This is a genomic window from Aquipuribacter aurantiacus (assembly GCF_051216895.1).
GTDB lineage: Bacteria > Actinomycetota > Actinomycetes > Actinomycetales > JBBAYJ01 > Aquipuribacter.
Genome location: NZ_JBPKAO010000007.1, coordinates 177,160 through 202,949, shown reverse-complemented (window position 1 = coordinate 202,949; position 25,790 = coordinate 177,160). Strand labels below are relative to the sequence as shown.

Genomic DNA, 25,790 nt, shown 5'->3' with positions numbered 1-25,790 from the left:
TGGGCCCGATCTGGTCCCACAGGTGCGGCGGGGCTGCGTTGCCGGGGCGGCGTGGCCGGCGTGGGGTGGCCGGGGCTGTGGTCAGGCGGAGGCCTGGGCGTCGGCGATCTCGTCGGCCGACAGCCCGAGCAGGAACAGGACCGAGTCCAGGTAGGGCCCGGTCAGGGACGCGTCGGCCTGCTCCCGCACGACCGGCTTGGCGTTGAACGCGATGCCGAGGCCGGCGGCACCCAGCATGTCCAGGTCGTTGGCGCCGTCGCCGATCGCGACGGTGCGGCTCATGGCCAGGCCCTCGTGGCGGGCGAAGTCCCGCAGCGCGGTGGCCTTGCCCGGACGGTCCATCACGGTGCCCAGCACCCGCCCCGTCAGCCGGCCGTCGGCGACCTCCAGGCGGTTGGCGCGGGCGTTGACGATGCCGAGCGAGCGGGCCAGAGGACCGACCACCTCCATGAACCCGCCCGACACGAGCGCGACCGTGAACCCGAGCTCGTGCAGCGTCCGCACCAGCGTCCGGGCGCCCGGGGTGAGCCGGACCCGGGACTGGACCGCCGCGAACGCCGACACCGGCAGCCCGGCCAGGGCCGCGACGCGCTCGTGCAGCGACTCCGCGAAGTCGAGCTCGCCGCGCATCGCCCGCTCCGTGACGGCGGCGACCTCGGCCTCGCGTCCGGCCTCCGCGGCCAGCAGCTCGATCACCTCGTCCTGGATCAGGGTCGAGTCGACGTCCATCACCACCAGCCGTCGGCCGTGGCGGACGATCCCGGCGGGGGACACGGCGACGTCGGCCCCGTGACCGACGGCGGCGCGGGTCAGGTCCCGGCGCAGCTGCGCCAGGTCGGGCACGCCCGACACGTCGAGCTCGAGCGCGGTCACCGGGTCCGAGGCCAGCCGTCTGATCCGGTCGACGTTCGCGCCCCGCTCGGCCAGCTCGCCCGTCACGGCCCGGACGGCGTCCGGCGACAGCGGCCGCCCGAGCATGGTGACGTGCAGTCGCGCGCCGCGCAGCCCCGGTGTCTCGCCGGTGCCGGGCTCCGTGGCCACGGTGACGTCGAGCTCCTGGGCGGCCACCGCGAGCCGGGCCAGCATCGCGTCCTGCACCTGGGGCGAGGCCCCGGACGTACCGAGCAGGAACCCCAGCGTCAGGTGCCCGCGCACCACGACCTGCTCGACGTCGAGGACGTCCACACCGGGGGCGGTGGCGGCGGCGAACAGCGCGGCGGTCACCCCCGGACGGTCCCGACCCGTCGCCGTGACCAGCAGGGTGGTGGGTGCCTCGCCGCTGGTCACGCGGGCAGCCTAGGGGCGGGCGTCCTCAGCCGCCGAGGCCGTCCCGCTCGTTGACCTCGTCCCGCCAGCGCAGCCACTTCCTCGCCGTGGTCAGGTCGAAGTCCGGACCGCCCGCGCTGGTCGTGAACAACCGGGTGCCCAGGCCGAGCAGCCGCTCGGCGGTGGCCCCGGGCTCGCCCTCGACCCCTGCGGAGCGCTCGATGGCCGACGGCTCCCGCTCCTCGGAGTCGCACCACTCGTCGAGCACCCGGTGCTTGCGGGCGATGACGTCCGCGTCGCCGAAGCCGTGCCAGATGTCGGCGTGGCGCGCGGTCATCCGCAGGGTCTTCTTCTCCCCGCCGCCGCCCACCAGGACGGGGATCCGGCGGGTCGGAGCCGGGTTGAGGAGCGACCAACGGGCCTCGATCCGCGGCAGGGCGTCGGCGAGGGAGGCCAGCCGCTCCCCGGCGGTCCCGAACCGGTAGCCGTACTCCGTGTAGTCCCGCTCGAACCAGCCCGCTCCGATGCCCAGGACCAGACGACCGCCGCTGATGTGGTCGACGGTGCGAGCCATGTCCGCCAGCAGCTCGGGGTTGCGGTAGCTGTTGCAGGTCACCAGGGCACCGATCTCGGCCCGGTCGGTCTGCTCCGCCCAGGCGCCGAGCATGGTCCAGCACTCGAAGTGCTCCCCGTCGGGCTCCCCGTACAGGGGGAAGAAGTGGTCCCAGTTGAAGATCACGTCGACGCCCGCCGCCTCGACCTCGTCCACCGCCCGGCGGATCTGGTCGTAGCTGGCGTGCTGCGGCTGCAGCTGCACGCCGACCCGGACGGGACGGCCCTCCGACGCGCGGGACCCGTCGTAGGCGGGCTCCGCCCCGGTCTCGCCCCCGCTCATCGCTCCAGGACCATGCCCTTGGGGAGGATGGTCAGGCCGGAGTCGGTGACGACCAGGCCGCGGGCCCGGTCCTCCTCGGCGTCGATGCCGATCCGCACGCCCTCACCGATCACGCAGTCCTTGTCGATGATGGCCCGGCGCACCACGGCGTGGCGGCCGATCTCGACGTTGTCCATCACGACGGAGTCGCTGAGCGTGGCCCAGGAGTGGACGTACACGTTGGGGCTGAGGACCGAGTTCTCGACGAACGCGCCGGACACCACGGACCCGGGGCTGACGATCGAGTTGACCGCGTGCCCGATCCGGCCCTGCCAGCCGTGCACGAACTTGGCCGGCGGGTAGTACGTCTGCGCCGTGATGATCGGCCAGTCGTAGTTGTAGAGGTTGAACACGGGGTGGACCGAGATCAGGTCCATGTGGGCGTCGTAGTACGCGTCGATGGAACCCACGTCGCGCCAGTAGTCGCGGTCCCGGTCGGTCGAGCCGGGCACGTCGTTGCGGATGAAGTCGTAGACCCCGCAGTCGTCGGCGTCGACGAAGCGGGGGACGATGTCGCCGCCCATGTCGTGCTTGCTGCCCTCGACGTCCGCGTCGGCGGTGACCGCGTCGATCAGGGCCTTGGTGGTGAAGATGTAGTTGCCCATNCCCGCAGTCGTCGGCGTCGACGAAGCGGGGGACGATGTCGCCGCCCATGTCGTGCTTGCTGCCCTCGACGTCCGCGTCGGCGGTGACCGCGTCGATCAGGGCCTTGGTGGTGAAGATGTAGTTGCCCATCGAGGCCAGCACCTCGTCGGGGGAGTCGGCCAGGCCGACGGCGTCGTCGGGCTTCTCGCGCCAGCGGGCGATCCGGTCCGGGCGCTCGGGCGTGTTCTCGATGACGCCGAACTGGTCGGCCAGGCTCAACGGCTGGCGGATGGCGGCGACCGTGCAGCCGACGCCGGTCTCGATGTGCGCGTCGAGCATCTGCGAGAAGTCCATCCGGAACACGTTGTCCGAACCGGCCACGACGACGTAGTCGGGACGCTCGTCGCGCACCAGGTTGAGGCTCTGCAGGATGGCGTCGGCGCTGCCCAGGTACCAGTGCTTGCCCATCCGCTGCTGCGCCGGCACCGGTGCCACGTAGTTGCCGAACAGCGTGGTGAGCCGCCAGGTCTGGGCGATGTGGCGGTCCAGCGAGTGCGACTTGTACTGGGTGAGGACGACCACCTTGCGGTAGCCGGAGTTGACGACGTTCGACAGGGCGAAGTCGATGAGGCGGTAGTTGCCCGCGAAGGGCACCGCTGGCTTGGCTCGGTCGGCGGTCAACGGCATGAGCCGCTTACCTTCTCCGCCGGCGAGGACGATCGCGAGCACCTTTGCACCGGTCCGTCGAGGCATGGCCCGACCCTAGTGGCCTGCCCTAGCGTGTGCCGAGTGAAGATCACAGTGATCACGAAGGAGTGGCCACCGGCGGTCTACGGCGGTGCCGGGGTGCATGCCGTGGAGCTGACCCGGGCGCTGCGGGCCTCGGGCGTCGACGTCTCCGTCCACGCGTTCGGCGAGCCCGAGCAGGCGCCGGGTGTCCACGGGCACACCGAGCCCGCGGAGCTGTCCGGTGCCAACGCAGCCCTGCGCACGCTGGGGGTGGACCTGCACATCGCGGCCGCCCTGGCGCAGGAGGACCCGGCGCCCGACGTGCTCCACTCGCACACCTGGTACGCCAACCTGGCCGGCGACCTGGCGGCGAAGCTGACCGGGGCGCCGCACGTCATCACCGCCCACAGCCTGGAGCCGCTGCGGCCGTGGAAGGCCGAGCAGCTCGGCGGCGGGTACAAGGTGTCCGGCTGGGCCGAGTCGTCCAGCTACCGGGACGCCGCCCGCATCATCGCCGTGAGCTCGGCGATGCGTGACGACATCCTGCGCAGCTACGACTTCCTCGACCCCGAGGTGGTCGAGGTCGTGCACAACGGCATCGACACCGCGGACTGGGTCCGGGACACCGGGACCGACGTGGTCACCCGGCTCGGGATCGACCCCGACCGTCCCGCCGTCGTGTTCGTCGGGCGCATCACCCGCCAGAAGGGCCTGCCGTACCTGCTGCGAGCGTGCGCGGCGCTGCCGCCGGAGGTCCAGGTCGTCCTGCTGGCCGGGGCGCCGGACACCCCGGAGATCATGGCCGAGGTCAAGCAGCTGGTCGCCGACCTGCGCGCCGGTCGCGACGGCGTGGTGTGGGTGGAGGAGATGCTGCCGCGGGCCCAGGTCTGCCAGGTGCTCAGCCACGCCACCGTGTTCGTCTGCCCGTCGGTGTACGAGCCGCTGGGCATCGTCAACCTCGAGGCCATGGCCTGCGGCGCCGCGGTCGTCGGCACCGCGACCGGTGGCATCCCCGAGGTCGTGCAGCACGACGTCACGGGTTGGCTGGTCCCGATCGAGCAGCTGACCGACGGCACCGGCACGCCGGTGGACCCCGACCGGTACGTCGCCGACCTGGCCGCGACCCTGCGCGAGGCCGTCAGCGACCCGGACCGGGCCCGCGCCCACGGCGAGGCGGGTCGTCGCCGCGCGACCGAGGAGTTCTCCTGGACCACGGTGGCCCAGCGGACGATCGCGGTGTACGAGCGGGCGCTGGCCTCGCGAGGCTGACGGTCTGACGGGTCGCGCCGCAGGTCCCCCGTCCGGGGGCTCAAGCGGCGCGCCCCGGCGGCCGATGGTGGGTCACGACCCGGTGCCCGCCGGGAGTACCCCGACGGACAGGACCCTCGTGCGCTACCGACTCGTCACCCGAAGCGACTTCGACGGCCTGGTGTGCGCCGTCCTGCTCCGCCAGCTCGACCTCATCGACGACGTGCTGTTCGTGCACCCCAAGGACGTGCAGGACGGCCTCGTCGAGATCGGCCCGGGCGACATCCTCACCAACCTGCCCTACGCCCCGGCGGCGCACCTGGTGTTCGACCACCACCACTCCGAGGAGCTGCGGACCGGCGGCACGGCCGACAACCACGTCATCGTCGCCTCCGCGCCCTCGGCCGCCCGCGTGGTGTTCGACCACTACGGCGGGCCGGACCGCTTCCCGGACGTGTCCTACGGGTTGATGCGGGCGGTGGACCAGGCCGACTCCGCGCAGTACGAGCTCGACGACGTGCTGCACCCGCAGGGCTGGACCCTGCTGAACTTCCTGATGGACAGCCGCACCGGCCTGGGCCGTTTCCGCGACTTCCGGATCAGCAACTACGACCTGATGATGCAGCTCATCGACTGGTGCACCGAGCACCAGGACGTGGCGGAGATCCTGGCCCTGCCGGACGTCGCGGAGCGCGCGGAGCTCTACCGGACGCAGGAGGCGCTCTTCGTCGAGCAGCTGCGCCGGGTGACGACCGTGCACGGCGACGTGGCAGTGGTCGACCTGCGCGCGGAGGACGTCATCCACGCCGGCAACCGGTTCATGGTCTACGCCCTGTTCCCGCAGGCGCGGGTGTCGGTGCACGTGCTGTGGGGCAAGGGCCGGCAGAACACCGTGCTCGCCGTCGGCAAGTCCATCCTCGACCGGACCTCACCCGTCGACGTGGGCGCGGTGGCGCTGTCCTACGGCGGCGGCGGGCACCAGGCCGCCGGCACCTGCCAGGTCCCGCACGCCGACTCCGAGCGGGTGCTGGCCGAGGTGGTCGGGGCCGTCCGGGCGGAGCGGGCCGCTCTGGTGTGACCGGCACCGGGCCGGGCGGTCCGGGCCGGGCGGTCCGGGCCGGTCCGGGCCGGGCCGCCTCGCCCGGTCTCAGCCCGGCAGGCTCACCGCGGCGACCACCGCGGCCCGGGTGGCGCGTGACAGCTCCACCAGCGACGCGCTGCGGCGGCCGGCCTCCCAGCCGGTGACGACGCCGCCGTGGTCGGCCTCGGCCGCCTCGACGATGGCCAGCACCCGCTCCGCGCGGGTCAGCAGCCGCAGCGAGCGCGGGCCGAGCGTCGGCGGCAGCGGCTGGCCGTCGGAGTCGCGACCGCGCCGCAGCCCCGCCGTGGCGTCGGGACGCCAGCTCTGCAGGTCGAGGCCCTCCAGCACGGTGGTGGCCTCGGCGAGGGCGAGCCGGAACGCCATGTCCGCCTCGGCGACGCTGGTGGCCAGCGGGGTGCCCGGCACCGGGGTCGCCCGGTGCGCCTGCCACCGGACGTGCACGCCGACGTCGTCGACCGGGCCGAACTCCTCGACCTCGGGCACCAGCGCCAGCGACCCGTCGCCCCCGGGCAGGCCGTCGACCACCACGCACTCCCCGGCGGCCACGGCGGCCGCCTGCAGGTCCGCGGGCCCGGGGACGCCCAGGACGTCACCGGGCACCGGCAGGACGCAGCGCACCCCGACCGGGGCGCGCTCCCCGGCCGCGGCCAGCAGGACGAGCAGGTCCGACAGGTAGCCGGGGTCCGGCACGGGCAGCGACGCCGGCGCGGTGAACCCGGGGGCGGGCTCGACCTGGTGCGGTTCGTCGTCGCCGGCGACGGCGTCGAGGGCGTCGCCGACGCGGGCCCGGCCGGCCGCCACGGCACCGGCCCATGCGGCGAGCAACGCCGAGCGGGGGATGGTCACGCGAGCAGGGTAGGCGCCCCGCTACGGTTGCCCGCATGCCCGAGGCCGTCGTCGACTGTGATGCTCTCGGGGTCGTCCGCAGCGGCACCCACCTGCTGCGCGACATCGACCTGACGGTCCGCGAGGGCGAGCGGTGGGTCGTCCTGGGCCCCAACGGGGCCGGCAAGACGACGCTGTTCGACGTGATGTCCGCGCGGACGTTCCCCAGCGAGGGCCGGGCCACGATCCTGGGCGAGACCCTGGGGGAGACCGACGTCTTCGACCTGCGCCCCCGGATCGGGCTGAGCAGCGCGTCGCTCGCGGCGCAGGTGCCCGGCCGCGAGCGGGTCCGCGACGTCGTGCTGACCGCGGCCCACGGGGTGCTGGGCCGCTTCCGCGAGGACTACGAGCAGGTCGACGTCGAGCGCGCCGACTCCCTGCTGGCGGCCTTCGGCGTGGCCGGGCTGGGTGCCCGCACCTTCGGCACGCTGTCCGAGGGCGAGCGCAAGCGCGTGCTGGTCGCCCGGGCGGTGATGACCGACCCGGAGCTGCTGCTGCTCGACGAGCCCGCCGCCGGTCTGGACCTGCGGGGGCGGGAGGACCTGGTGTCCGGTCTGTCGGCCCTGGCCCGCGACGCGGCGGCCCCGACGACCGTGCTCGTGACCCACCACGTCGAGGAGATCCCGCCGGGCTTCGACCACGTCCTGCTGCTGCGCGGCGGCGAGGTCGTCGCGGCGGGTCCGCTCGATCTGGTGCTGACGTCGGGCGCGCTGTCGGATACCTTCGGGATCGCCCTGGACCTCGCGGTCGACGACGGGCGCTGGGCCGCGCGAGCGGTCCGCTGAGGGAGGGGGGAGCGCCGTGCAGGACTTCCTGCGGGAGTCGCAGTGGCTGCTCTGGGTCGCCGGCGCGCTGATCCTCGGTCTGCTGGAGCTGACGGCGCTGGACTTCGTCTTCTCCATGCTCGTCGGCGGTGCGCTCGCCGCGGCCCTGGCGGCGGCGTTCGGGTACTCCTTCACCGTGCAGGCGTTCGTGTTCGCGGGCGTCAGCCTCCTCGGCCTCCTCCTGGTGCGCCCGTACCTCAAGCGCTGGGCGATGCGTTCCAACCCGGACGTGCCGACCAACGTCGACGCGCTGGCCGGGCGGAGCGCGGTGACCCTGACGCCGGTCGACGGCCGGGGCGGGCAGGTCAAGCTGAGCGGGGAGACGTGGACCGCCCGCACAGCGGACCGCGGGACGCGCATCGACGCCGACGTCGACGTGGTCGTGGTCAAGATCGAGGGCGCCACGGCGCTGGTGCGGGCCGAGCAGCCCGCGGACCAGCACGCCGACCCGCACGGGCCGGACCCCCGGCAGCACGACCCAGGCACCGGTGACGAACCGGGCCGGACACCACCACCGATGGAGCAATGAGCGTGGACTTCACCCAGGTACTGACCGTGATCGTCCTGATCCTGGTGATCGTCGTCGCGGCGGTCACCGTGATCCGGGCCGTCCGGATCGTCCAGCAGGCGACCGAGGTGATCATCGAGCGGCTCGGCAAGTACCAGAAGACGCTGGGCGCGGGGCTGCACTTCCTCGTCCCGTTCATCGACCGTCCCCGGGCCACCGTCGACCTGCGCGAGCAGGTCGTCAGCTTCCCGCCGCAGCCGGTGATCACCTCCGACAACCTGGTCGTCAGCATCGACACGGTCATCTACTTCCAGGTCAACGACGCCAAGTCCGCGACCTACGAGATCGCGAACTTCATCCAGGGCATCGAGCAGCTGACGGTCACCACCCTGAGGAACGTCATCGGCTCGCTCGACCTCGAGCAGACCCTCACCAGCCGCGACCAGATCAACGGCCAGCTGCGCGGGGTCCTCGACGAGGCGACCGGCAAGTGGGGCATCCGTGTCAACCGCGTCGAGCTCAAGGCCATCGACCCGCCCGCCAGCGTGCAGGACTCGATGGAGAAGCAGATGCGCGCCGAGCGCGACCGCCGCGCCACGATCCTGACCGCCGAGGGCGTCAAGCAGTCGGCCATCCTCACCGCCGAGGGCGAGAAGCAGTCCGCCATCCTCACCGCCGAGGGTCAGGCCCAGTCGGCGATCCTCAAGGCGCAGGGCGAGAGCCGCGCGATCCTGCAGGTCTTCGAGGCCATCCACAAGGGCAACCCGGACGACAAGCTGCTCGCCTACCAGTACCTGCAGATGCTGCCGCAGATCGCGCGCGGGCAGTCCAACAAGATGTGGATCATCCCGAGCGAGCTGACGGAGGCGCTCGGTGGCATCGGTCGCGCCATCGGCGGTCGCGCCGAGGACACCGGCGGGTTCATGGGCGTCCCGACCGTCGGCACGGGCGGCGGGGACGACGACCTGGACGTGCCCGAGCTCGAGGACCCGCAGACCGCGCTCGAGCGGGCCAAGGCCGAGGCCGCCGACGCGTCCCGGGAGGCCCGGCTCGCGGAGGAGAAGACCACCGCCCGTCGGGCCCGGTCGGCCTCGGACACCGCAGGCACGCCGGCGGCCGCCCCGCAGGCGCCGACGCCGCAGCAGACCGACGAGGCCCCCGCGCCGCAGTCGCCCCCGGCCCTGCCGGACGACCAGCAGCCGGGCTCGTCCACCCAGGGTCCCGGCAGCACCGCCGCACCGGGCGGACCCCTCACCTGAGCACCGAGGACCCGGTGGGTCGGTCCGGAGCCGAGGCCGACCCGCTGCTCGGGACCGACCTGCCGGCTGACGCCCCCGGCACGACCCGCTGGTGCTTCGCCGACCAGCTCGGCGAGCACTTCGTGGACGACGCCGACGACGGGTTGCTCATCATCGAGTCCACCGCCGTGTTCCGGCGGCGGGCGTTCCACCGCCGCAAGGCCCACCTGGTGCTGTCGGCGATGCGGCACCGCGCGGCCGAGCTGGGCGAGCGGGCCCGCTACGTCGCCGCCGACACCTACGCCGAGGGCCTGGCCCGGGCCGGGGTCGGCCCCGACCGGCCGGTCTCGGTGGCGGACCCCACGACGTGGGGTGCCCGCCGGCTGGTGCGTGCCCTGGCCGACGGCAGCGTCGGACCCGGGGCCGGGTCGGTGCAGGTGCTGAAGGCCCGCGGGTTCGCCTCCGACCACGCCGAGTTCGCCCGGTGGGTCGACGGCCGCGGCCGCCGCCGGCTGCTGCAGGACGACTGGTACCGCCGGCAACGGACCCGGCTCGGGCTGCTCGTGGAGCCGGACGGCGCCCCGGTGGGAGGGCAGTGGTCCTTCGACGAGGACAACCGCGAACGCCCGCCGCGCAAGGTCGACAAGCTGTCCGACGCCGTCGACCTGCCCGACCCGTGGTGGCCGGAGGAGGACGAGATCGACGAGCAGGTCCGCCGGGACCTGGACGCGATGGCCGCCGACGGGGTCGAGTTCCTGGGCGAGGACGGACCCCGCCGCTTCGCCGTCACCGGGGCCGAGTCCCGGGCGGCGCTGGCGCACTTCCTTCAGCACCGGCTGGACGCGTTCGGCTCCTACGAGGACGCCATGCTGTCCGGTGACCGGTGGATGGCCCACTCCCTGCTGTCGGTGCCGATCAACCTGGGTCTGCTCGACCCGGTGGACGTGGCCCGCGCCGCCGAGGCCCGCCTGGCCCACGGCGCTCGCCTCGCCAGCGTCGAGGGCTTCGTCCGCCAGGTGGTGGGGTGGCGCGACTACGTCTGGCACCTGTACTGGCAGCAGGGCGAGGACTACCGCGACCGCAACGACCTGGGCGCCACCACGCCGATCCCGGCCTGGTTCGCCGACCTGGACGCCGAGGGCACCGTCAGGGCGGCCTGCCTGTCCGACACCCTGGCCTCGGTCCGCGAGGACGGCTGGGCCCACCACATCCCGCGGCTCATGCTGCTGGGCAACTGGGCGCTGCAGCACGGCTACGACCCGCAGGCCATGACCGACTGGTTCCACCGCAGCTTCGTCGACGGCTACGACTGGGTGATGGTCCCCAACGTCGTCGGGATGGCGCTGCACGCCGACGGCGGGGTGATGGCGACTAAGCCCTACGCCGCCGGGGGGGCGTACATCGACCGGATGAGCGACCACTGCAAGCCCTGCGTCTACGACCCCAAGGTGCGGGTCGGCGAGGACGCGTGCCCGTTCACGGCCGGGTACTGGGCGTTCGTCGACCGCCACCGGGACCGGCTGGGGAGCAACCCGCGGACCTCGCGAGCCGTGTCCGGCCTGGACCGGTTGACCGACCGGGACGCCGTGCTGGCCCAGGAGGCCGAGCGCGGCGACGCGGTGCCCTGAGCCGCGCGGCCGGGGCCGTGACGCCGGGGCCGTGACGCCGGGGCCGTGACGCCAGGGCCGTGAGCGCCGGTGCCGGGCGGCGCCCACCGGTGCAGTAGCGTCGCCGCACGTGCCTGACCTGCTGATCGCCGCGCTGGCGGGTGTCGCCGCCGGCACCATCAACACCATCGTCGGCAGCGGCACGCTCATCTCGTTCCCGCTGCTGCTGGCCATCGGGCTGCCGCCGCTGACGGCCAACATCACCAACAACCTGGGCCTGGTGCCCGGGTCGTTCACGGGTGCCTGGGGCTACCGGCGCGAGCTGGTGGGGCAGCGGGGACGGATCGTGCGGCTGCTGCCGGCGAGCCTGCTCGGCGGGCTGGTGGGAGCGGTGCTGCTGCTGGTGCTGCCGGAGTCCGCGTTCCAGACGGTGGTGCCCGTGCTCATCGCCGTCGCCCTCGTGCTGGTCGTCGTGCAGCCGCGGCTGCAGGCCTCGCTGCGGCGCCGGCGGGAGGCCGCCGCGGCCGACGGCGCCGCGCTGGACGCCCGCGGCCGGCACCACGACCGCTACGCGGCGGCGCTGCCGATCACGGCGGCCACGGGTGTGTACGGCGGGTACTTCGGCGCCGCGCAGGGGGTCCTGCTGATGGGGGCGCTCGGGGCGGTGCTGGACGAGGACCTGCAACGCCTGAACGGTCTGAAGAACCTGCTGTCGGGTTCGGTCAACGCCGTCGCCGCCATCGTGTTCGTGCTGGTCGCGCCCGAGCGGGTGGTCTGGCCGGTCGTGGCCGCCGTCGCGCTGGGGGCGGTCGTCGGGGGCCTGGTCGGCGCCCGCATCGGTCGACGCCTGCCCCCGGCGCTCCTGCGGGGCGTCATCGTCGTCGTCGGGCTGGTGGCCATCGTGTCCCTCGTGACGGGCTGAGGCCGTGGCCGACGACACGCCCCTGGAGGTGCTGGACACCGTCGACGACCCGCGGCTGCGCGACTACACCCAGCTGACCGACGTCCGGCTGCGCAGCGTCCGCGAGCCCGCCGAGGGCCTGTTCATGGCCGAGAGCACGCAGGTCATCCGCCGGGCCCTGGCCGCGGGGCACCGGCTGCGCTCGATCCTCGTCGCGCCGCGCTGGCTGCCCGAGATCACGGACCTGCTGGCGGCGGCCGAGCAGCAGGGGGCCCCGGTGCTGGTCGCCGAGGAGCCCCTGCTGGAGCAGATCACGGGGTTCCACCTGCACCGGGGGGCGCTGGCCTCCATGCACCGCCCGGTCCCGCCGCCGCTGACCGACGTGGTCGCGGGCACCCGCCGGGTCGTGGTCCTGGAGGACGTGGTCGACCACACCAACGTCGGGGCCGTGTTCCGCAGCTGCGCCGCCCTGGGCGTGGAGGCCGTGCTCGTCACACCGCGCTGCGCCGACCCGCTCTACCGCCGCAGCGTCCGGGTGTCGATGGGGACGGTGTTCCAGGTCCCGTGGACCCGCATCGACCCCTGGCCCGGTGGGGTCGCCGACCTGCGCGAGGCCGGGTTCACCGTCGCCGCGCTGGCCCTGGACGCCCGGGCCGAGGACCTCGACGCGTTTGCCGAGGACGTCCCGGAGCGGTTGGCCTGGGTGCTGGGCACCGAGGGGCACGGGCTGCGGGCGGGCACCGTGGCCGCCGTGGACCGGGTGGTCCGCATCCCCATGGCCGGCGGGGTCGACTCGCTCAACGTGGCCTCGGCCGCCGCCGTCGCCTTCTGGGCCACCCGGGTGCGGTGAGAGCGCGGCCGCTCAGTGCACCAGGCGGTGGAGCGCGACCGTCGCGGGCAGCCGGTACAGCCGGGCCACCGGCCAGGCGGCGTGGATGACCACCTCGGCCCGGGTGCCGCCCTCGGGCCGGGCCTGCAGGTGGTGCTCCAGCACCATCCCGACCGGGCCGACCCGCACCCGCCAGCTCCACGAGCGGGCGCGCGGGTCCACGTCCAGGACCACGAACTGCACCTGCGCCCCGCCCAGGGTGCGCACGGTGCCGGCCGAGCCGGCCACGATGACGTCGGCGTCCATCTCGACCCCGCGGACCTGCGGCGACCACTGGGACCAGCGCTCGGGCCGGGCGTAGCGGTCCCAGGCCTCGTCGGGGTGCACGGGGCCGCTGGCGCGTGCGACGGCCGGCCTCATGCGCGGGTGCACACGAGCACGTCGGCGAGGTAGCCGCGACCGGTGCGGCGGTGGTGGCGCACCTGCAGCCGGTGGTCGGTCAGCAGGGCCGGCAGGTCGTGGGGCACGGTGAACGCCCCGAGCCCGCGGGCGGAGGCCGCCGCCCGGGCCGCCGAGCGCAGCAGGGCCTGCGCGCGGGTGCGCGGGTGCGCGGGAACCACGGCCCCCAGGCGCCCACCGGGTCTCAGCACGCGCGCGATCTCGGCCACCGCGGCCGCGCGCTGCGCCCCGTCGAGGACGTGCAGCACCCAGGCCGCGGTCACCACGTCCACCGAGTGCTCCGGCAGCGGCAGCGACGTGACGTCCGCGCGCAGCGGCACCGCCCCCGCGAAGTCCCCGGCGACGAGCATCCGCGGGCTGCGTTCCAGCGCCACGGTGGGGCTGCCCGGCCCCCGGCCCAGGAGTCGCGGGACGTGGCCCGCGCCGGAGCCGAGGTCCACGACGACCTCGTCCGCCCGGGGGGCCAGGACCGTCAGCATCGCCTGCAGGCTCTGACGCTCAAGCGGCTCCTGCCAGCGGTAGGCGGCGGCTGCGGCGTCCCAGGCGTCGGTGGGCACGGCCCTCTCGTCGGCAGCGGGGTCGGTGGCGGGCACCGCGCCATGGTGGCACCCGGTCGCGCGGTCCGCCGACCGCGGGCACCCTCCTCACCCTCGTGCCCGGGCCCGTCCGACGGGCCGAGCCCGCCCGGGTGGGGTTTCATGGGCGGGCTGCCGGGGACGCCGGTGGCCACGGTCGCTCGACGAGGAGCCCGCCAGTGAGCCTTCCCACGCCCGTCCCCGACATCGAGATCCCGGACCAGCTGCTGACGCCGTACGTGCTGCGCCGCGCCTCCGAGATGGCCGACCGGCCCGCCCTGGTCGACGGGCCGACCGGACGGGTCCTCACCTACGGCGCGCTCGACGCCGGCATCCGGTCGCTGGCCGGAGGGCTGGTGGCCCGAGGGTACGCCCCGGGGGACGCGGTCGCGCTGATGGCGCCCAACGTGCCCGAGTACGCGGTGGCGTTCCACGGCGTGGCGTTCGCCGGCGGGACCGTCTCGACCATCAACCCGACCTACACCGCGCACGAGGTCGGCCAGCAGCTGCGGGACTCCGGGGCCCGGCTCCTGGTCACCGTCCCGGCCTTCCTGGACACGGCCACGGCGGCCGCGCAGGGCACGGCGGTCGAGCAGGTCGTCGTCATCGGCGAGGTGCCCGAGGGGAGCACGGCGGTCCCGCTGGCCTCCCTGATGGGTCCGCCCCTGGCGCAGCAGGTACCCGTCGGGACCGACGCGGTCGTCGCGCTGCCGTACTCCTCCGGCACCCAGGGCCTGCCCAAGGGCGTCATGCTCACCCATCGCAACCTGGTCGCCAACGTGGCGCAGACCGCTGACGTCCTGGGCACCGGCGAGGGCGAGGTGTTCATGGGGGTGCTGCCGTTCTTCCACATCTACGGCATGAACGTCGTCATGAACGTCGGCCTGGTGGCCGGGGCGACCATCGTCACGATGCCGCGCTTCGACCTGCAGCAGTTCCTGCAGCTGCACGCCGACCACCGGGTGACGCGCTCGTTCGTCGCCCCACCCATCGTCGTCGCGCTGGCCAAGCACCCCGCGGTGGACGGGGTGGACCTGTCCGCCCTGGTGCAGGTGGTCTCCGGCGCGGCGCCGCTGTCGGCCGAGCTCGCGGCCGAGGCCTCGGCCCGGCTGGGGGTGGAGATCGTCCAGGGCTACGGCATGACGGAGATGTCACCGGTGTCGCACTTCACCCGCCCGGGGCAGTACCGGGCCGGCTCCGTGGGCGTGGCCGTGGCCAGCACCGAGCACCGGGTGGTGGACCCGACCACGGGGGAGGACCTGGGCGTGGACGCCGACGGCGAGCTGTGGGTGCGCGGGCCGCAGGTGATGGCCGGGTACCTGGGCAACGCCGAGGCGACCGCGGCCACGCTGGACGCCGACGGCTGGCTCCGCACCGGGGACATCGGGCACGTGGACGCCGACGGCTACCTGTTCGTGGTCGACCGGCTCAAGGAGCTCATCAAGGTCAAGGGGTTCCAGGTGGCGCCGGCGGAGCTCGAGGCGCTGCTGCTGACCCACCCCGACGTGGCGGACGCCGCGGTGGTGGGGGTGGTGGACGCCCGGGCCGGGGAGCTGCCCGTGGGGCACGTCGTGCTGAAGGCGGGAGCACAGGCCGGCGCGGAGGACGTGATGGCGTTCGTCGCGGAGCGGACGGCGACGTACAAGCACCTCGACCGGCTGCTGGTGGTGGACGCGATCCCGAAGTCCGCGTCGGGGAAGATCCTGCGACGGGTGCTGCGGCAAGAGCTCGCGGGCCCGGCCTGAGGGCCGGGACGGGTGGTGCGGCGGGGCGGGTGGGTCAGGCGGCGCGGTTGCGGTTGATCAGGTCCTCGAGAGGGGCCACGGCGTCCGCCGGGTGGCGGGACAGGATCGCGTCGAGCTCGGCGCGGTCGGACGGGGAGCTGTAGGACGCCAGCTCGCGCTGCAGCTGACGGGTCTCGGCCCGGTGCACACGGCGCGCACGGAGGTCGTCGCGGGTGGCGGTCCACATGGTCGTCAGGTTCGTCATGGTGCAAGTGTCCGTGACCTGCGTCGATGCGTCCAATGACCATGATGGCGACGAAGCATGCGCTAGCGTCATGGGATGGAGACCGAGACGCTGCGCTGGTTCCAGCAGGTCGCCGACGGCGTGACCGTCACCGAGGTGAGCCAGGTCGAGCACATCAGCCAACCCGGGTTGTCCCGGGCGCTGGCCCGGCTCGAGGTGGAGGTCGGCACGCCGTTGCTGCGCAAGCAGGGCCGCACGCTGCGGATGACGGAGGCCGGGGCGGCGTTCAAGCGGCACGTCGACGTGGCCCTGCACGAGCTGGACGACGGCCTGGCGGCGGTCGAGCAGCTGCTGGACCCCGAGACCGGTTCCGTCGGGGTGGCGTTCGAGCGGTCGATGGGCACCTGGTTGCTGCCGCAGCTGGTGCGCGGCTTCCACGCCGACCACCCGGGCGTCCGGGTCCGGCTGCTGCGCAGCGCGGCCTCGACGGACGCACCACCGGACTCCGGCCCCGTCGACCTGCAGCTGGCCAGCCGACGGCCCGGCACCCCCGGGCTGGGTTGGGCGCGCATGCTCACCGAGCCGCTCGTGCTGGTGGTGCCCGTGGGTCACCGGCTGGCCGGTCGAGGGGCGACGGGCCTCGCGGCCGCGGCGGAGGAGCCGTTCGTCGTGATGCGGGGCCCGTCGCCCTTTCGTCGCTCCCACGACGAGCTGCTGGCCGCAGCGGGGGTCGAGCCCGACATCGCGTTCGAGGCCGACGACCTGGCGACCGTGCAGGGCTTCGTCGCCGCCGGGCTCGGGGTCGCGCTGGTGCCGGCGTCCGCGGTGGGGGACCGGTGCGACGTGGTCGGGCTGACGGACCGGGGGGCGACGCGCGAGCTGGGCCTGGTCTGGTCCGAGTCGCGCCGGATGCTGCCGTCCGCGCTGCTGTTCCGCGACCACGTGCTCGAGCAGGCCCGGATCGGCCACCTGGCCGCCCCGTTCGCCTGATCGGTCCGGTACGCCCCATTTCCTTGACAGCCGGGACTGAACCGGTTTAAGTGACGAGGTGCCCGACGGCGGGCACCCGGCGCTGGGAGGTGACCGTGGCGGAGCGACCGGTCACCATCGTCGACGTCGCCCGGCACGCAGGCGTCAGCAAGACGCTGGTCTCCTTCGCCCTCAACGACCGTCCCGGCGTCAGTCCCGACACCCGGGAGCGCATCCTGGCCGCAGCGGACGACCTCGGCTGGCGGCCCAGCCACCGGGCCCGGGCGCTGTCCGCGTCGCGGGCCTTCGCCCTGGGCCTGGTGGTGGCCCGCCCGCCGGAGCTGCTGGGGGCCGACCCGTTCTTCCTCAGCTTCATCGCCGGGGTCGAGACCGTCCTCAGCGAGCAGGGCCACGTGCTGGTGCTGCAGGTGGTCCGCGACGAGGCCGCCGAGGCGCAGGGCTACGAACGCCTGGCCCGGGACGGCCGGGTGGACGGGGTGTTCCTGTCCGACCTGCGCCACGACGACCCCCGCCCCGCCCGGCTGCACCGGCTGGGGCTGCCCGCGGTCACCCTCAACGCCACGTCGGGGGAGTCCCCGTTCCCGGCCGTGCGCCTGGACGACCGCGCCGGCATCACGGCGTCGGTGCGGCACCTCGCCGCGCTCGGCCACACCCGGATCGGCCACGTGTCCGGTCCCCGCTCCTACCTGCACGGCGACTCCCGGCGCAACGCGTGGGCGGCGGCGATGACGGAGCTGGGCCTGCCGCCCGGGCCGGAGGTCGAGGGCGACTTCACCCCGGCGAGCGGCGCGGCGGCCACCCGCGAGCTGCTGCGCGCCGCCGACCCGCCGACCGCGGTGGTCTACGCCAACGACCTGATGGCCATGGCGGGCGCGACCGCCGCCCGTGAGCTCGGCCTGAGCGTGCCGGGTGACCTGTCCGTCACCGGGTTCGACGACATCGCGCCCGCCGCGCACATGCACCCGCCGCTGACCACGGTCCGCGCCGACACCGTCGGGTGGGGCGAGCGCAGCGCCACCGTCCTGCTGGACCTGGTCGAGGGGCGGACCAGCGAGGACGTCGACCTCCCGCCCGCGCGCCTGGTCGTCCGTCGCTCCAGCGGCCCCCCGGGCCCGCGCCCCCGAACCGCGCACCGGCCCCCGGACCTCGGGCCGTCGTCACCGTCCCGTCCGTCCCGCCGCACCCCCGAGGAGTGACCGTGAGAAGAGTCCTGCCCGCAGCCCTGACCGGGCTGGCCCTGGTGGCCGGCGTCGCCTGCGGAGGTGGTGGCGAGCCGTCCGGCGACGCCTCCGCGGCCGGGGCCACCGGCCCGATCGACATCTGGTACTCCAACAACCAGGAGGAGGTGGCCTGGGGCGAGGCGATGGTCGAGGCCTGGAACAGCGAGAACCCCGACGCGCAGGTCAGCGCCCAGGAGATCCCCGCCGGGCAGAGCTCGGAGGAGGCCATCGCCGCGGCCATCACCGCCGGCAACGCACCCTGCCTGATCTACAACACCTCCCCTGCGGCGGTCCCGCAGTTCCAGCAGGCCGGTGGCCTGGTCAACCTGGACGAGGTCGAGGGCGCACGGGCCTACATCGAGGAGCGGACGGGGGACAAGGCCGAGCAGTACCTCTCGCCTGACGGGGCGTTCTACCAGCTGCCGTGGAAGGCCAACCCCGTCATGATCTTCTACAACAAGGCCATGTTCACCGAGGCGGGCCTCGACGCCGAGAACCCGCCGCTGGCCACCTACGAGGAGTTCCTCTCCACGTCGCGGACCCTGGTCGAGAGCGGGGTCGCCACCCACGCCATCTGGCCCTCGCCCAGCTCGGAGTTCTTCCAGCCGTGGTTCGACTTCTACCCGCTGTTCGCGGCCGAGACCGGCGGCACGCTGCTGGTGGAGGACGGCGAGGCGCAGTTCGCGGGCGAGGAGGGCGTCGCGGTCGCGGAGTTCTGGCGGACGGTCTACGACGAGGGCCTGGCCGGTCGCGAGGCCTACAACGGCGACGCGTTCGGCGACGCGCAGTCCGCGATGTCGATCGTGGGCCCGTGGGCCGTCGCGGTCTACGGCGAGGACATCGACTGGGGCGTCGCCCCCGTCCCGACCTCCAGCGGCGTCGCCGCGGAGGAGGTCGTCACCTTCAGCGACGCCAAGAACGTCGCCATGTACACCGCCTGCGAGAACCAGGGCACCGCGTGGGACGTGCTCGAGTTCTCGACCTCGGAGGAGCAGGACGCGGCGCTGCTGGAGATGACCGGTCAGATGCCGATGCGCCAGGACCTGCCGGCCACGTTCGCGGCGTACTTCGAGGCCAACCCGGACTACCGGACGTTCGCCGCGCAGGCCGAGCGCACGGTCGAGGTGCCCAACGTCCCGGGCTCCATCGAGGTGTGGCAGACCTTCCGTGACGCGTACTCCGAGTCCGTCATCTTCGGCGAGGTCGACGTGCAGGAGGCCCTCACGGGGGCGGCCGAGGACGTCGACGGACTCGTCGGCCAGGGCTAGGCCGACATGGCCACCTCGACCCCGGTCCCCGCGCGTGCGGGGACAGGGGAGCCGGGGGGACGGCCGAGGGCCGGCCGGCGGTGGACGCGCACCTTCGGCCGCCAACCCGTCGGGTACCTGTTCGCCGCCCCGTACGTCGTGTTCCTGGCCGCGGTCTTCGCGTACCCGCTGGGCCTGGCGTTCTGGATGTCGTTCCACGACTTCTTCTTCTCCGCCCCCGGGGTGGTGGTGGACCGGCCGTTCGTCGGCGTCGACAACTACGTCACGGTGCTGTCGGACCCCGACGTCCGACGCTCCTTCCGCAACATCGTGGTGTTCCTCGTCATCAACGTGCCGCTGACGGTGGCGCTGTCGCTGGTGCTCGCGACGGCGCTCAACGGCGCCATCCGGTTCCGGTCGTTCTTCCGGGTCGCCTACTACGTGCCCTACGTCACGGCCAGCGTCGCCGTGGTGGCGGTGTGGCTGTACCTGTTCAGCACCACCGGGCTGGTCAACCAGGTGCTCGGCGGCCTGGCCCCGGACCCGTCCTGGCTGGTCAACTCCGGCCTGGCGATGCCCGTCATCGCGATCTTCGTCACCTGGAAGCAGCTGGGCTTCTTCATCCTGCTGTACCTGGCCGCGCTGCAGAACGTGCCCAAGGAGGTCTACGAGTCCGCCTCGGTCGACGGCGCGGGACGGGTGCGGACGTTCGTCTCCATCACGGTGCCGAGCGTGCGGCCGGCGACGACGCTGGTCGTGCTGCTGTCCACCATCACCGGGGCGAACCTGTTCACCGAGCCGTACCTGCTGACCGGTGGTGGTGGCCCCAACGGCGCGTCGGCCTCGCCGGTCCTGCTGATGTACCAACGGGGGATCGAGCAGGGCAACCCCGACGTGGCCGCCGCGCTCGGCGTCGTCCTCGTCCTCGGCGTCCTCGCCGTCTCGCTGGTCAACCGCTACCTGCTCGAGAGGGACTGACCATGGCGAGCGCGACCACCACGCCCGGCTCCCTCGCCGTGCTCCCGCCCGCCGCGCCGAGGCGGTCGCACCGCGACGGGACGCACACCTCAGTGCCCCGCATGCTGCTGCTGCTCCTGGGCGCCCTGCTGTTCCTGTTCCCCTTCTACTACATGCTCGTCGGGTCCTTCACCGAGGACCCGGACCCCGGGCTCACCGGGCTGGTCCCGGCCCCGGGCGACCTCACCACCTCCAACTACGCCGAGATCGACGGCTCCGTCGACCTGGTCGGGTCGCTGATCAACTCGGGCATCTTCACCGGAGGGGTGCTGCTGGCCACGGTGGTCCTCGGGGTCCTCGTGGGCTACGCGCTGGCCCAGCTGGAGTTCCGCGGCCGCGGGGCGGTGTTCGCGCTCATGCTGCTGGTGCAGGTCGTGCCGTTCCAGCTGCTCATCATCCCGCTGTACGTGCTGATCGTCCGCGACTACGGCCTGTCCGACAGCTACCTCGGGATGATCCTGCCCTTCGCGATCAACTCCACCGCGGTGTTCGTCTTCCGGCAGTACTTCCTGCAGCTGCCGCGCGACCTGTTCGACGCGGCCCGGATCGACGGGGCCGGAGAGCTGCGGATCCTGTGGGCGATCGCCGTCCCGCTGGTCCGACCGGCCCTGCTGACCGCGGTCCTGCTGACGTTCATCGGGCCGTGGAACGAGTTCCTGTGGCCGTTCCTGGTCACCAAGGACCAGGACATGCAGCCCCTGGCCGTCTCGCTCGCCAACTACATCAGCAACGTCTCGGCCCGGGCGGCCAACCCGTTCGGCGCGATCCTCGCGGGCGCCTGCGTCCTCGCCGCGCCGGCGGTGGCCCTGTTCGTCGCCTTCCAGCGCCACTTCGTGTCCAACGACGTCGGTTCCGGCGTGAAGGGCTGACCATGACCACCCCCACGAGCACGACCCCGAGCACCCACGTCCCCTACACGCTCACCCGGGTCGGGGTGGTGATGTCGCCGGACCCGGACGACCCGCACGAGGCCGAGGGTGTCCTCAACCCCGCCAGCGGTCGCGACCCCGAGGGGCGGCTGCACCTGCTGCCCCGACTGGTCAGCGCGGGCAACGTGTCGCGGGTGGGGCTGGCCGAGGTGCTCCTCACCGACGGCGTCCCGACCGGGGTCCAGCGCCGCGGCACCGTGCTGGCGCCCGACGTCGGCTTCGAGCGGGGCACGAGCAACGCCGGCGTGGAGGACCCCCGCGTGACCTGGGTGCCGCGCCTGGGCCTGCACCTGATGACCTACGTGGCGTTCGGGCCGCTGGGGCCGCGGCTGGCCCTGGCCGTCTCGGAGGACCTGAGGAGCTGGCGCCGGCTCGGGCCCGTGCACTTCGGCTACCAGCCGGACCTGGACACCGACCTCAACCTGTTCCCCAACAAGGACGCCGTGTTCTTCCCCGAGCCGGTGCCCGGCCCGGACGGGCGACCGACCTACGCCATGCTCCACCGCCCGATGTGGGACATCGGCTGGGTCCGCCCCGGTGAGGGTCACCACCTGCCGGCGGGCACCACCGACCCCCGGCCCGGCATCTGGATCTCCTACGCCGACGCCGAGGCGGTCGAGGCCGACATCACGGCCCTGGTCGAGCAGGCCCACCACCGACCCGTGGCGCTGTCGCGCTACGACTGGGAGGTCACCAAGATCGGGGCCGGGCCACCGCCGGTCAGGGTCCCCGAGGGCTGGCTGCTCATCCACCACGGCGTCGCCGGGGAGATCGCCGAGGGCTGGGCGCCGCAGAGCCACGTCCACTACGCCGCCGGCGCCATGCTCCTGGACCCGGCCGACCCCGCCCGCGTCCTGGCCCGGACCGACCACCCGCTGCTCGCACCGGAGACCCCGGACGAGCGGTCGGGCACCGTGCCGAACGTCGTGTTCCCCACCGCCGTCGAGGAGGTCGACGGCCAGCGCTACGTGTTCTACGGCATGGCCGACTCCAAGATCGGCGTCGCCCGGCTCGACCGGGTCGACGGCGACGTCGCCGCGACCCCCGCCCCCGACCAGGGAGAGACCCCATGACCACGCCCCGGCATCTGCTCGTGCCCGTCCTCGCGCTCGCGCTGGGGGCCGGTCTGCTCGCCCCCGCCGCCACGGCCGCCCCCGCGCCCCCGGCCGGGGCCACCGTCGCCGCGGTCGTGGACGGCCCGCTCGCCAACCTGGACCACCTCGACTTCCTGGGTGACACGGTCGCCCCGCCCGCCCAGGAGGGCCACACCACGTACCGCCTCGACGAGGAGCCCGGGGTGGGCGTGCTGTGGACCTACGCCGACGCGCGGGGCGACGGCGTGTTCGAGCGGGTCGGGGGCGGGCCCTACGACCCGGCCACCGACACCTGGGGCCAGGGGGCGTTCAACGCCGACGACCTGACCCGGGCGGCCGTGGTCTACCTGCGCCACTGGCAGCAGACCGGGGACCTCGACAGCCGCGACAGCGCCTACCAGCTGCTGCGCGGCACCACCTACCTGCAGACCGTGACCGGTCCGGACGCCGGCAACGTCGTGCTGTGGATGCAGCCGGACGGCACCCTGGAGCCCAGCCCCGAGCCGGTCGAGCTGCCCGACCCCAGTGACTCCGACGCCTCCTACTGGCTGGCCCGGACGGTCTGGGCGCTGGGCGAGGGCTACGCGGCCTTCGCCGAGCACGACCCGGCGTTCGCCGCCTTCCTGCGCGAGCGGATGGACCTGTCGCTGGCCGCGCTCGAGCGTCAGGTGCTCGACGACCACGGCACCTGGGAGGTCGCGGACGGCCGGCGCGTGCCCGGCTGGTTGATCGTGGACGGCGCCGACGCCAGCGCCGAGGCCGTCCTCGGCCTGGCCGCCTACGTCGACGCCGCTCCGGCCGACGACCCGGTGACCGGGCGGGCCGAGGTCGCCATGGCCCAGCTCGCGGAGGGCATCGCGGCCATGTCGGGCGGTGACGCCCAGCAGTGGCCCTACGGCGCGATCGTGCAGTGGACCCACTCGCAGTCGTTCTGGCACGCCTGGGCCTCGCAGATGCCGGCCGCCCTCGCGGTGGCCTCCGACGGCCTGGACCGTCCGGACCTGCTGCCCGCCGCGGTCACCGACTCCGCGGTGTTCACCCCGCACCTGCTGACCTCCACGGGGATGGTCAACGGCTGGCTGCCGGTGCCCGGGGACCTGACCCAGATCGCCTACGGCGTCGACTCGCGGGTGCAGTCCCTGGTCGCGGTGGCCGACGCCGCGGACCGGCCGTCGCTGGACCGCCTCGCCGGTCTCACCGCGTCCTGGTACTTCGGTGCGAACCGGGCGGGCGAGCCGATGTACGTCGCGGAGACGGGCGTCACCTACGACGGGCTGAGCGCGGCGGGGGACATCAACCGCAACTCCGGCGCCGAGTCCGCGATCCACGGCCTGCTGACCATGCTGGCCCTGGACGCCCGGCCCGACGTCGCGGCTCTCGCCCAGGCCTCGACCGAGCTCGTCGAGCTGGACGGGGTGCAGGTCGTCGAGGCGGAGTCCGCCACCGGGCGGGGGGCCACCGTCGTCACCCCGCCCTCGGCCTGGACGGGGGAGTCGCAGTGGAGCGCCGGCGCCTACCTGTCGATGGCCGGTGGGTCGTCGGTCACCTGGGCGGTCCCCGTCGACGACCAGCCCCGGCTGGTGTCCCCGGTGGTCGACCTGGTGCCGGACCGACGGGCCCCGGTGCTGACGTTCAGCGCCGACGGGGCCCCGCTCGGTCGGCTCCTGGTCGGCAGCGGCGGCGAGCAGGGCGTCACCGAGGCGCCCGGCGCCATCCTGCCGACCACCCTGCGCGGCGTGCTGGCACCCGGTGGCACCGAGGTGACCGCCGGCAGCAGCCGACGCGGCGCCGACCCGGCCCGGGTGGACGCCCTGCTGCTGAAGCCGTTCGTGTCGCGGCTGGTCACCGACGGTCCGGACGGCGGGACGGTGCTGCTGCACAGCGCCGCGGACTCCGCGCGGACCGTCTCCGTCGACGCACCCGGCGCCGGCCCCGTGGTCGTCGAGGTGCACGACGCGACGGGCGCCCTGGTGCGGCGGACCGACGCCGGGGCGGGACCGGTACCGGTCCAGGTGCTGCCCGGCGGGTTCACGCTGGTCACCGGCTGAGGCCGGGGCCGATCACGCCGGGGCCGATCACGTCGGGGCCGATCACGTCGGGACGATCACGCCGGGGCCGGAGGCGCGGTCGCTCCGGTGGTCGGCCCCCGTGCGGTGCCTCGCGGTCAGTCCTTGGCCGCGCCCCAGCCGTGCCAGCGCTCGACCTGCACGTGCACGGTGACGCGGGGGCGGTCGCGGGACGGGTAGTCCTGGCCCGTGTAGTGCCGGGACAGCCGGTCGATGTCGGCCAGGCCCTCGTCGGGGCGGGTCGAGACCACGCGGCCCTGCACGCTGACGTGGGTGTACCAGTCGTCACCCGCCAGCGCGGTGAGCGAGACCCGCGGGTCCTTCTCCAGGTGCTTGAGGCGGGCGCGACCGGCGTCCAGACCGAGCATCACCGTGCCGTCGTCCTCCACCAGGTACCAGGTGGCGACGGTCACCGGACGGCCGTCGGCCGCGATGGTCGCCATGACCGCCGGGTTGGGGCGGGCGAACAGCTCCGCGACGTCGTCGGGCATCGGGGGGACGGGCACGAGGGCCTCCTGCTGGTGGGGGTGGTCGGGTGCGGCGACCGTATTGTCCCCCCTGTCCCGGTACGCCGGGCGGGAGACGACCCGACGCGCCGGTGGTGCTGGACCGGGGCCGCCCTCCGGGGGATGCTCCCACTCCAGTCGGTGGAGCCGCGGGAGGGGCGATGCACCTGCCTGAGCCCGTTCGAGCCACCCTGCGTGACTGCGACGACGAGACCGTGCGCGCCGTCTACGAGGACCTGCTCGCCCCGGTCTTCCGTCCGGAGGAGCTGCTGTCGCCCGAGGAGCTCCGCACGGCCTACGGGACCGGCGGTCGGTCGCCGTCGACGGTCCTGCTCGCCGGCGGTCGTCCGCTGGCCGTGATGCTCGGGGAGTGGTTCCAGGACCGCCGGGTGCTGCTGCTGTCGTACCTGTCGGTGTCCGACGCCGCCCGCGGCTCGGGGCTGGGGACGACCCTGCTCACCGAGGACCTGCCGACCTGGTGGGGTGACGCGCCGGCGCCCCTGGTCCTGGCCGAGGTGGACGACCCGGCCGTGTGGCCCAGCGAGGCCATGGGAGGCGACCCGCAGGCGCGGTTGCGGTTCTACGGCCGCCACGGGGCGAGCCTCGCCCCGCTGCCGTACGTCCAGCCGTCGCTGCAGGGAAGCTCGGCCCGGGTGGACGGCATGCTGCTGCTCCGCCTGGGCGAGGCGGAGGGCGAGGTGGCCGGGCTCGCGGACTTCCTCCGGGAGTACTTCGTCGCCTGCGAAGGCCCCGGTGCCCTGGACGACCCGGAGGTCCTGGGCCTCCTCGAGCTCGCCGCCCGCCACGACGAGCAGGGCGAGTGGTGGGACGTGGCCCGATGGCCCGAGGTCCGCGGCACGGGTGCCGCCGCCGAGGAGGTGACGCCGTGAGCGTCACCCGCTGGCGCGAGCACCCCGAGCACGTCCTGAGCCGGGAACGAGGACGCCGGGAGTTCTTCCACCGCTACGACATCACCGTCGCGGAGGTGACCCGGCGGTACGACTGGCGGTGCCCGGACGGGGCGGCGTCCGAGGCCCACGACCTCCCGCCGTCGGGCTGAGGC

General features: G+C 74.1%; 26 protein-coding genes and 1 pseudogene. 18 read left to right on the top strand and 9 right to left on the bottom strand.

The genetic code is table 11. The features are described 5' to 3' along the window. Positions 1–81: 81 nt before the first annotated feature. The 4 genes and pseudogenes from serB to ACR80Q_RS11715 form a co-directional block, all read right to left on the bottom strand. A complete protein-coding gene (gene serB / locus ACR80Q_RS11730) occupies positions 82–1,287 on the bottom strand; it encodes a phosphoserine phosphatase SerB (protein ID WP_435377793.1) in 1,206 nt (401 codons plus the stop codon). A 25-nt stretch (positions 1,288–1,312) separates the two neighbouring features. Beyond that, the gene (locus ACR80Q_RS11725) at positions 1,313–2,161 is read right to left on the bottom strand and encodes an LLM class F420-dependent oxidoreductase (RefSeq protein ID WP_435377792.1); all 849 of its coding nucleotides are present in this window, start codon (positions 2,159–2,161) and stop codon (positions 1,313–1,315) included. Continuing rightward, positions 2,158–2,805: a GlgC family sugar phosphate nucleotidyltransferase gene (locus tag ACR80Q_RS11720; protein ID WP_435377801.1), complete on the bottom strand. Its 648-nt coding sequence runs from the start codon at positions 2,803–2,805 to the stop codon at positions 2,158–2,160. Before ACR80Q_RS11720 ends, ACR80Q_RS11725 begins: the two co-directional genes overlap by 4 nt. A 3-nt stretch (positions 2,806–2,808) precedes the next feature. Then, positions 2,809–3,538: pseudogene (locus ACR80Q_RS11715) on the bottom strand (sugar phosphate nucleotidyltransferase); the annotation flags it as partial. A 36-nt stretch (positions 3,539–3,574) separates the two neighbouring features. Between ACR80Q_RS11715 and glgA the strand changes: the two are divergent. Together glgA and ACR80Q_RS11705 are read left to right on the top strand one after the other, a co-directional pair. After that, complete coding sequence (gene glgA / locus ACR80Q_RS11710) at positions 3,575–4,783, top strand: glycogen synthase (protein WP_435377791.1); 1,209 nt, start codon at positions 3,575–3,577, stop codon at positions 4,781–4,783. Between the two features lie 118 nt (positions 4,784–4,901). Then, a complete protein-coding gene (locus ACR80Q_RS11705; RefSeq protein ID WP_435377790.1) occupies positions 4,902–5,840 on the top strand; it encodes a hypothetical protein in 939 nt (312 codons plus the stop codon). 69 nt (positions 5,841–5,909) lie between these two features. On the opposite strand, the gene ACR80Q_RS11700 is transcribed toward ACR80Q_RS11705, so the two are convergent. After that, positions 5,910–6,710: an Rv1486c family protein gene (locus ACR80Q_RS11700; RefSeq protein WP_435377789.1), complete on the bottom strand. Its 801-nt coding sequence runs from the start codon at positions 6,708–6,710 to the stop codon at positions 5,910–5,912. Positions 6,711–6,745: 35 nt separating this feature from the next. On the opposite strand from ACR80Q_RS11700, the gene ACR80Q_RS11695 reads away from it, so the two are divergent. The 6 genes from ACR80Q_RS11695 (at position 6,746) to ACR80Q_RS11670 (ending at position 12,677) form a co-directional block, all read left to right on the top strand. Further along, the gene (locus tag ACR80Q_RS11695) at positions 6,746–7,534 is read left to right on the top strand and encodes an ABC transporter ATP-binding protein (RefSeq protein WP_435377788.1); all 789 of its coding nucleotides are present in this window, start codon (positions 6,746–6,748) and stop codon (positions 7,532–7,534) included. Positions 7,535–7,550: 16 nt separating this feature from the next. Then, positions 7,551–8,102 (top strand): NfeD family protein, encoded by a 552-nt coding sequence (locus tag ACR80Q_RS11690; RefSeq protein WP_435377787.1) that lies wholly within the window; start codon positions 7,551–7,553, stop codon positions 8,100–8,102. Then, a complete protein-coding gene (locus ACR80Q_RS11685; protein WP_435377786.1) occupies positions 8,099–9,340 on the top strand; it encodes an SPFH domain-containing protein in 1,242 nt (413 codons plus the stop codon). Before ACR80Q_RS11690 ends, ACR80Q_RS11685 begins: the two co-directional genes overlap by 4 nt. A gap of 14 nt (positions 9,341–9,354) precedes the next feature. Continuing rightward, positions 9,355–10,947: a cryptochrome/photolyase family protein gene (locus ACR80Q_RS11680; RefSeq protein WP_435377785.1), complete on the top strand. Its 1,593-nt coding sequence runs from the start codon at positions 9,355–9,357 to the stop codon at positions 10,945–10,947. A 109-nt stretch (positions 10,948–11,056) separates the two neighbouring features. After that, positions 11,057–11,848, top strand: a complete 792-nt coding sequence (locus tag ACR80Q_RS11675) for a sulfite exporter TauE/SafE family protein (RefSeq protein WP_435377784.1) — start codon at positions 11,057–11,059, stop codon at positions 11,846–11,848. A gap of 4 nt (positions 11,849–11,852) precedes the next feature. Beyond that, positions 11,853–12,677 (top strand): TrmH family RNA methyltransferase, encoded by an 825-nt coding sequence (locus tag ACR80Q_RS11670; RefSeq protein ID WP_435377783.1) that lies wholly within the window; start codon positions 11,853–11,855, stop codon positions 12,675–12,677. 12 nt (positions 12,678–12,689) lie between these two features. Here ACR80Q_RS11670 and ACR80Q_RS11665 read toward each other — a convergent pair whose 3' ends face one another. Both ACR80Q_RS11665 and ACR80Q_RS11660 read right to left on the bottom strand, forming a co-directional pair. Beyond that, a complete protein-coding gene (locus ACR80Q_RS11665) occupies positions 12,690–13,076 on the bottom strand; it encodes an SRPBCC family protein (RefSeq protein ID WP_435377782.1) in 387 nt (128 codons plus the stop codon). Beyond that, entirely contained in the window at positions 13,073–13,708 is a 636-nt protein-coding gene (locus ACR80Q_RS11660; protein WP_435377781.1) for a class I SAM-dependent methyltransferase, read from the bottom strand. The genes ACR80Q_RS11665 and ACR80Q_RS11660 overlap by 4 nt, the downstream gene beginning before the upstream one ends. A 161-nt stretch (positions 13,709–13,869) precedes the next feature. On the opposite strand from ACR80Q_RS11660, the gene ACR80Q_RS11655 reads away from it, so the two are divergent. Further along, positions 13,870–15,435, top strand: a complete 1,566-nt coding sequence (locus ACR80Q_RS11655) for an AMP-binding protein (protein WP_435377780.1) — start codon at positions 13,870–13,872, stop codon at positions 15,433–15,435. A 34-nt stretch (positions 15,436–15,469) separates the two neighbouring features. Here the strand turns inward: ACR80Q_RS11655 and ACR80Q_RS11650 are convergent, their stop codons facing one another. Then, positions 15,470–15,679 (bottom strand): hypothetical protein, encoded by a 210-nt coding sequence (locus ACR80Q_RS11650; protein ID WP_435377779.1) that lies wholly within the window; start codon positions 15,677–15,679, stop codon positions 15,470–15,472. 75 nt (positions 15,680–15,754) lie between these two features. On the opposite strand from ACR80Q_RS11650, the gene ACR80Q_RS11645 reads away from it, so the two are divergent. From ACR80Q_RS11645 to ACR80Q_RS11615, 7 genes are all read left to right on the top strand, one after another. Then, a complete protein-coding gene (locus ACR80Q_RS11645; protein ID WP_435377778.1) occupies positions 15,755–16,648 on the top strand; it encodes a LysR family transcriptional regulator in 894 nt (297 codons plus the stop codon). Between the two features lie 95 nt (positions 16,649–16,743). Next, a complete protein-coding gene (locus ACR80Q_RS11640) occupies positions 16,744–17,844 on the top strand; it encodes a LacI family DNA-binding transcriptional regulator (protein WP_435377777.1) in 1,101 nt (366 codons plus the stop codon). 2 nt (positions 17,845–17,846) lie between these two features. Beyond that, a complete protein-coding gene (locus ACR80Q_RS11635; protein ID WP_435377776.1) occupies positions 17,847–19,136 on the top strand; it encodes an extracellular solute-binding protein in 1,290 nt (429 codons plus the stop codon). Between the two features lie 6 nt (positions 19,137–19,142). Further along, positions 19,143–20,093: a carbohydrate ABC transporter permease gene (locus ACR80Q_RS11630; RefSeq protein WP_435377775.1), complete on the top strand. Its 951-nt coding sequence runs from the start codon at positions 19,143–19,145 to the stop codon at positions 20,091–20,093. 101 nt (positions 20,094–20,194) lie between these two features. After that, complete coding sequence (locus tag ACR80Q_RS11625; RefSeq protein ID WP_435377800.1) at positions 20,195–21,001, top strand: carbohydrate ABC transporter permease; 807 nt, start codon at positions 20,195–20,197, stop codon at positions 20,999–21,001. 2 nt (positions 21,002–21,003) lie between these two features. Next, positions 21,004–22,134 (top strand): glycoside hydrolase family 130 protein, encoded by a 1,131-nt coding sequence (locus tag ACR80Q_RS11620; RefSeq protein WP_435377774.1) that lies wholly within the window; start codon positions 21,004–21,006, stop codon positions 22,132–22,134. Continuing rightward, positions 22,131–24,203, top strand: coding sequence for a hypothetical protein (locus ACR80Q_RS11615; protein WP_435377773.1), 2,073 nt, complete (start codon positions 22,131–22,133; stop codon positions 24,201–24,203). Before ACR80Q_RS11620 ends, ACR80Q_RS11615 begins: the two co-directional genes overlap by 4 nt. A 116-nt stretch (positions 24,204–24,319) precedes the next feature. On the opposite strand, the gene ACR80Q_RS11610 is transcribed toward ACR80Q_RS11615, so the two are convergent. Next, positions 24,320–24,727, bottom strand: a complete 408-nt coding sequence (locus tag ACR80Q_RS11610) for a TIGR03618 family F420-dependent PPOX class oxidoreductase (RefSeq protein WP_435377772.1) — start codon at positions 24,725–24,727, stop codon at positions 24,320–24,322. Positions 24,728–24,888: 161 nt separating this feature from the next. Here ACR80Q_RS11610 and ACR80Q_RS11605 point away from each other — a divergent pair, with 161 nt between their 5' ends. Both ACR80Q_RS11605 and ACR80Q_RS11600 read left to right on the top strand, forming a co-directional pair. Continuing rightward, positions 24,889–25,617, top strand: coding sequence for a GNAT family N-acetyltransferase (locus tag ACR80Q_RS11605; protein ID WP_435377771.1), 729 nt, complete (start codon positions 24,889–24,891; stop codon positions 25,615–25,617). Continuing rightward, on the top strand, positions 25,614–25,787 hold the full coding sequence (locus ACR80Q_RS11600; protein ID WP_435377770.1) for a hypothetical protein: 174 nt from the start codon (positions 25,614–25,616) through the stop codon (positions 25,785–25,787). The genes ACR80Q_RS11605 and ACR80Q_RS11600 overlap by 4 nt, the downstream gene beginning before the upstream one ends. The last annotated feature ends 3 nt before the right edge of the window (positions 25,788–25,790 follow it).

Bases quoted from the DNA above. Each gene is read 5' to 3' on its own strand.
- ACR80Q_RS11605 (WP_435377771.1), top strand. From the start codon at position 24,889: ATGCACCTGCCTGAGCCCGTTCGAGCCACCCTGCGTGACTGCGACGAC.
- ACR80Q_RS11615 (WP_435377773.1), top strand. From the start codon at position 22,131: ATGACCACGCCCCGGCATCTGCTCGTGCCCGTCCTCGCGCTCGCGCTG.
- ACR80Q_RS11650 (WP_435377779.1), bottom strand. From the start codon at position 15,679: ATGACGAACCTGACGACCATGTGGACCGCCACCCGCGACGACCTCCGT.
- ACR80Q_RS11695 (WP_435377788.1), top strand. From the start codon at position 6,746: ATGCCCGAGGCCGTCGTCGACTGTGATGCTCTCGGGGTCGTCCGCAGC.
- ACR80Q_RS11625 (WP_435377800.1), top strand. From the start codon at position 20,195: ATGCTGCTGCTGCTCCTGGGCGCCCTGCTGTTCCTGTTCCCCTTCTAC.
- ACR80Q_RS11620 (WP_435377774.1), top strand. From the start codon at position 21,004: ATGACCACCCCCACGAGCACGACCCCGAGCACCCACGTCCCCTACACG.
- ACR80Q_RS11665 (WP_435377782.1), bottom strand. From the start codon at position 13,076: ATGAGGCCGGCCGTCGCACGCGCCAGCGGCCCCGTGCACCCCGACGAG.
- ACR80Q_RS11685 (WP_435377786.1), top strand. From the start codon at position 8,099: ATGAGCGTGGACTTCACCCAGGTACTGACCGTGATCGTCCTGATCCTG.
- ACR80Q_RS11645 (WP_435377778.1), top strand. From the start codon at position 15,755: ATGGAGACCGAGACGCTGCGCTGGTTCCAGCAGGTCGCCGACGGCGTG.
- ACR80Q_RS11725 (WP_435377792.1), bottom strand. From the start codon at position 2,161: ATGAGCGGGGGCGAGACCGGGGCGGAGCCCGCCTACGACGGGTCCCGC.
- ACR80Q_RS11720 (WP_435377801.1), bottom strand. From the start codon at position 2,805: ATGGGCAACTACATCTTCACCACCAAGGCCCTGATCGACGCGGTCACC.
- ACR80Q_RS11630 (WP_435377775.1), top strand. From the start codon at position 19,143: ATGGCCACCTCGACCCCGGTCCCCGCGCGTGCGGGGACAGGGGAGCCG.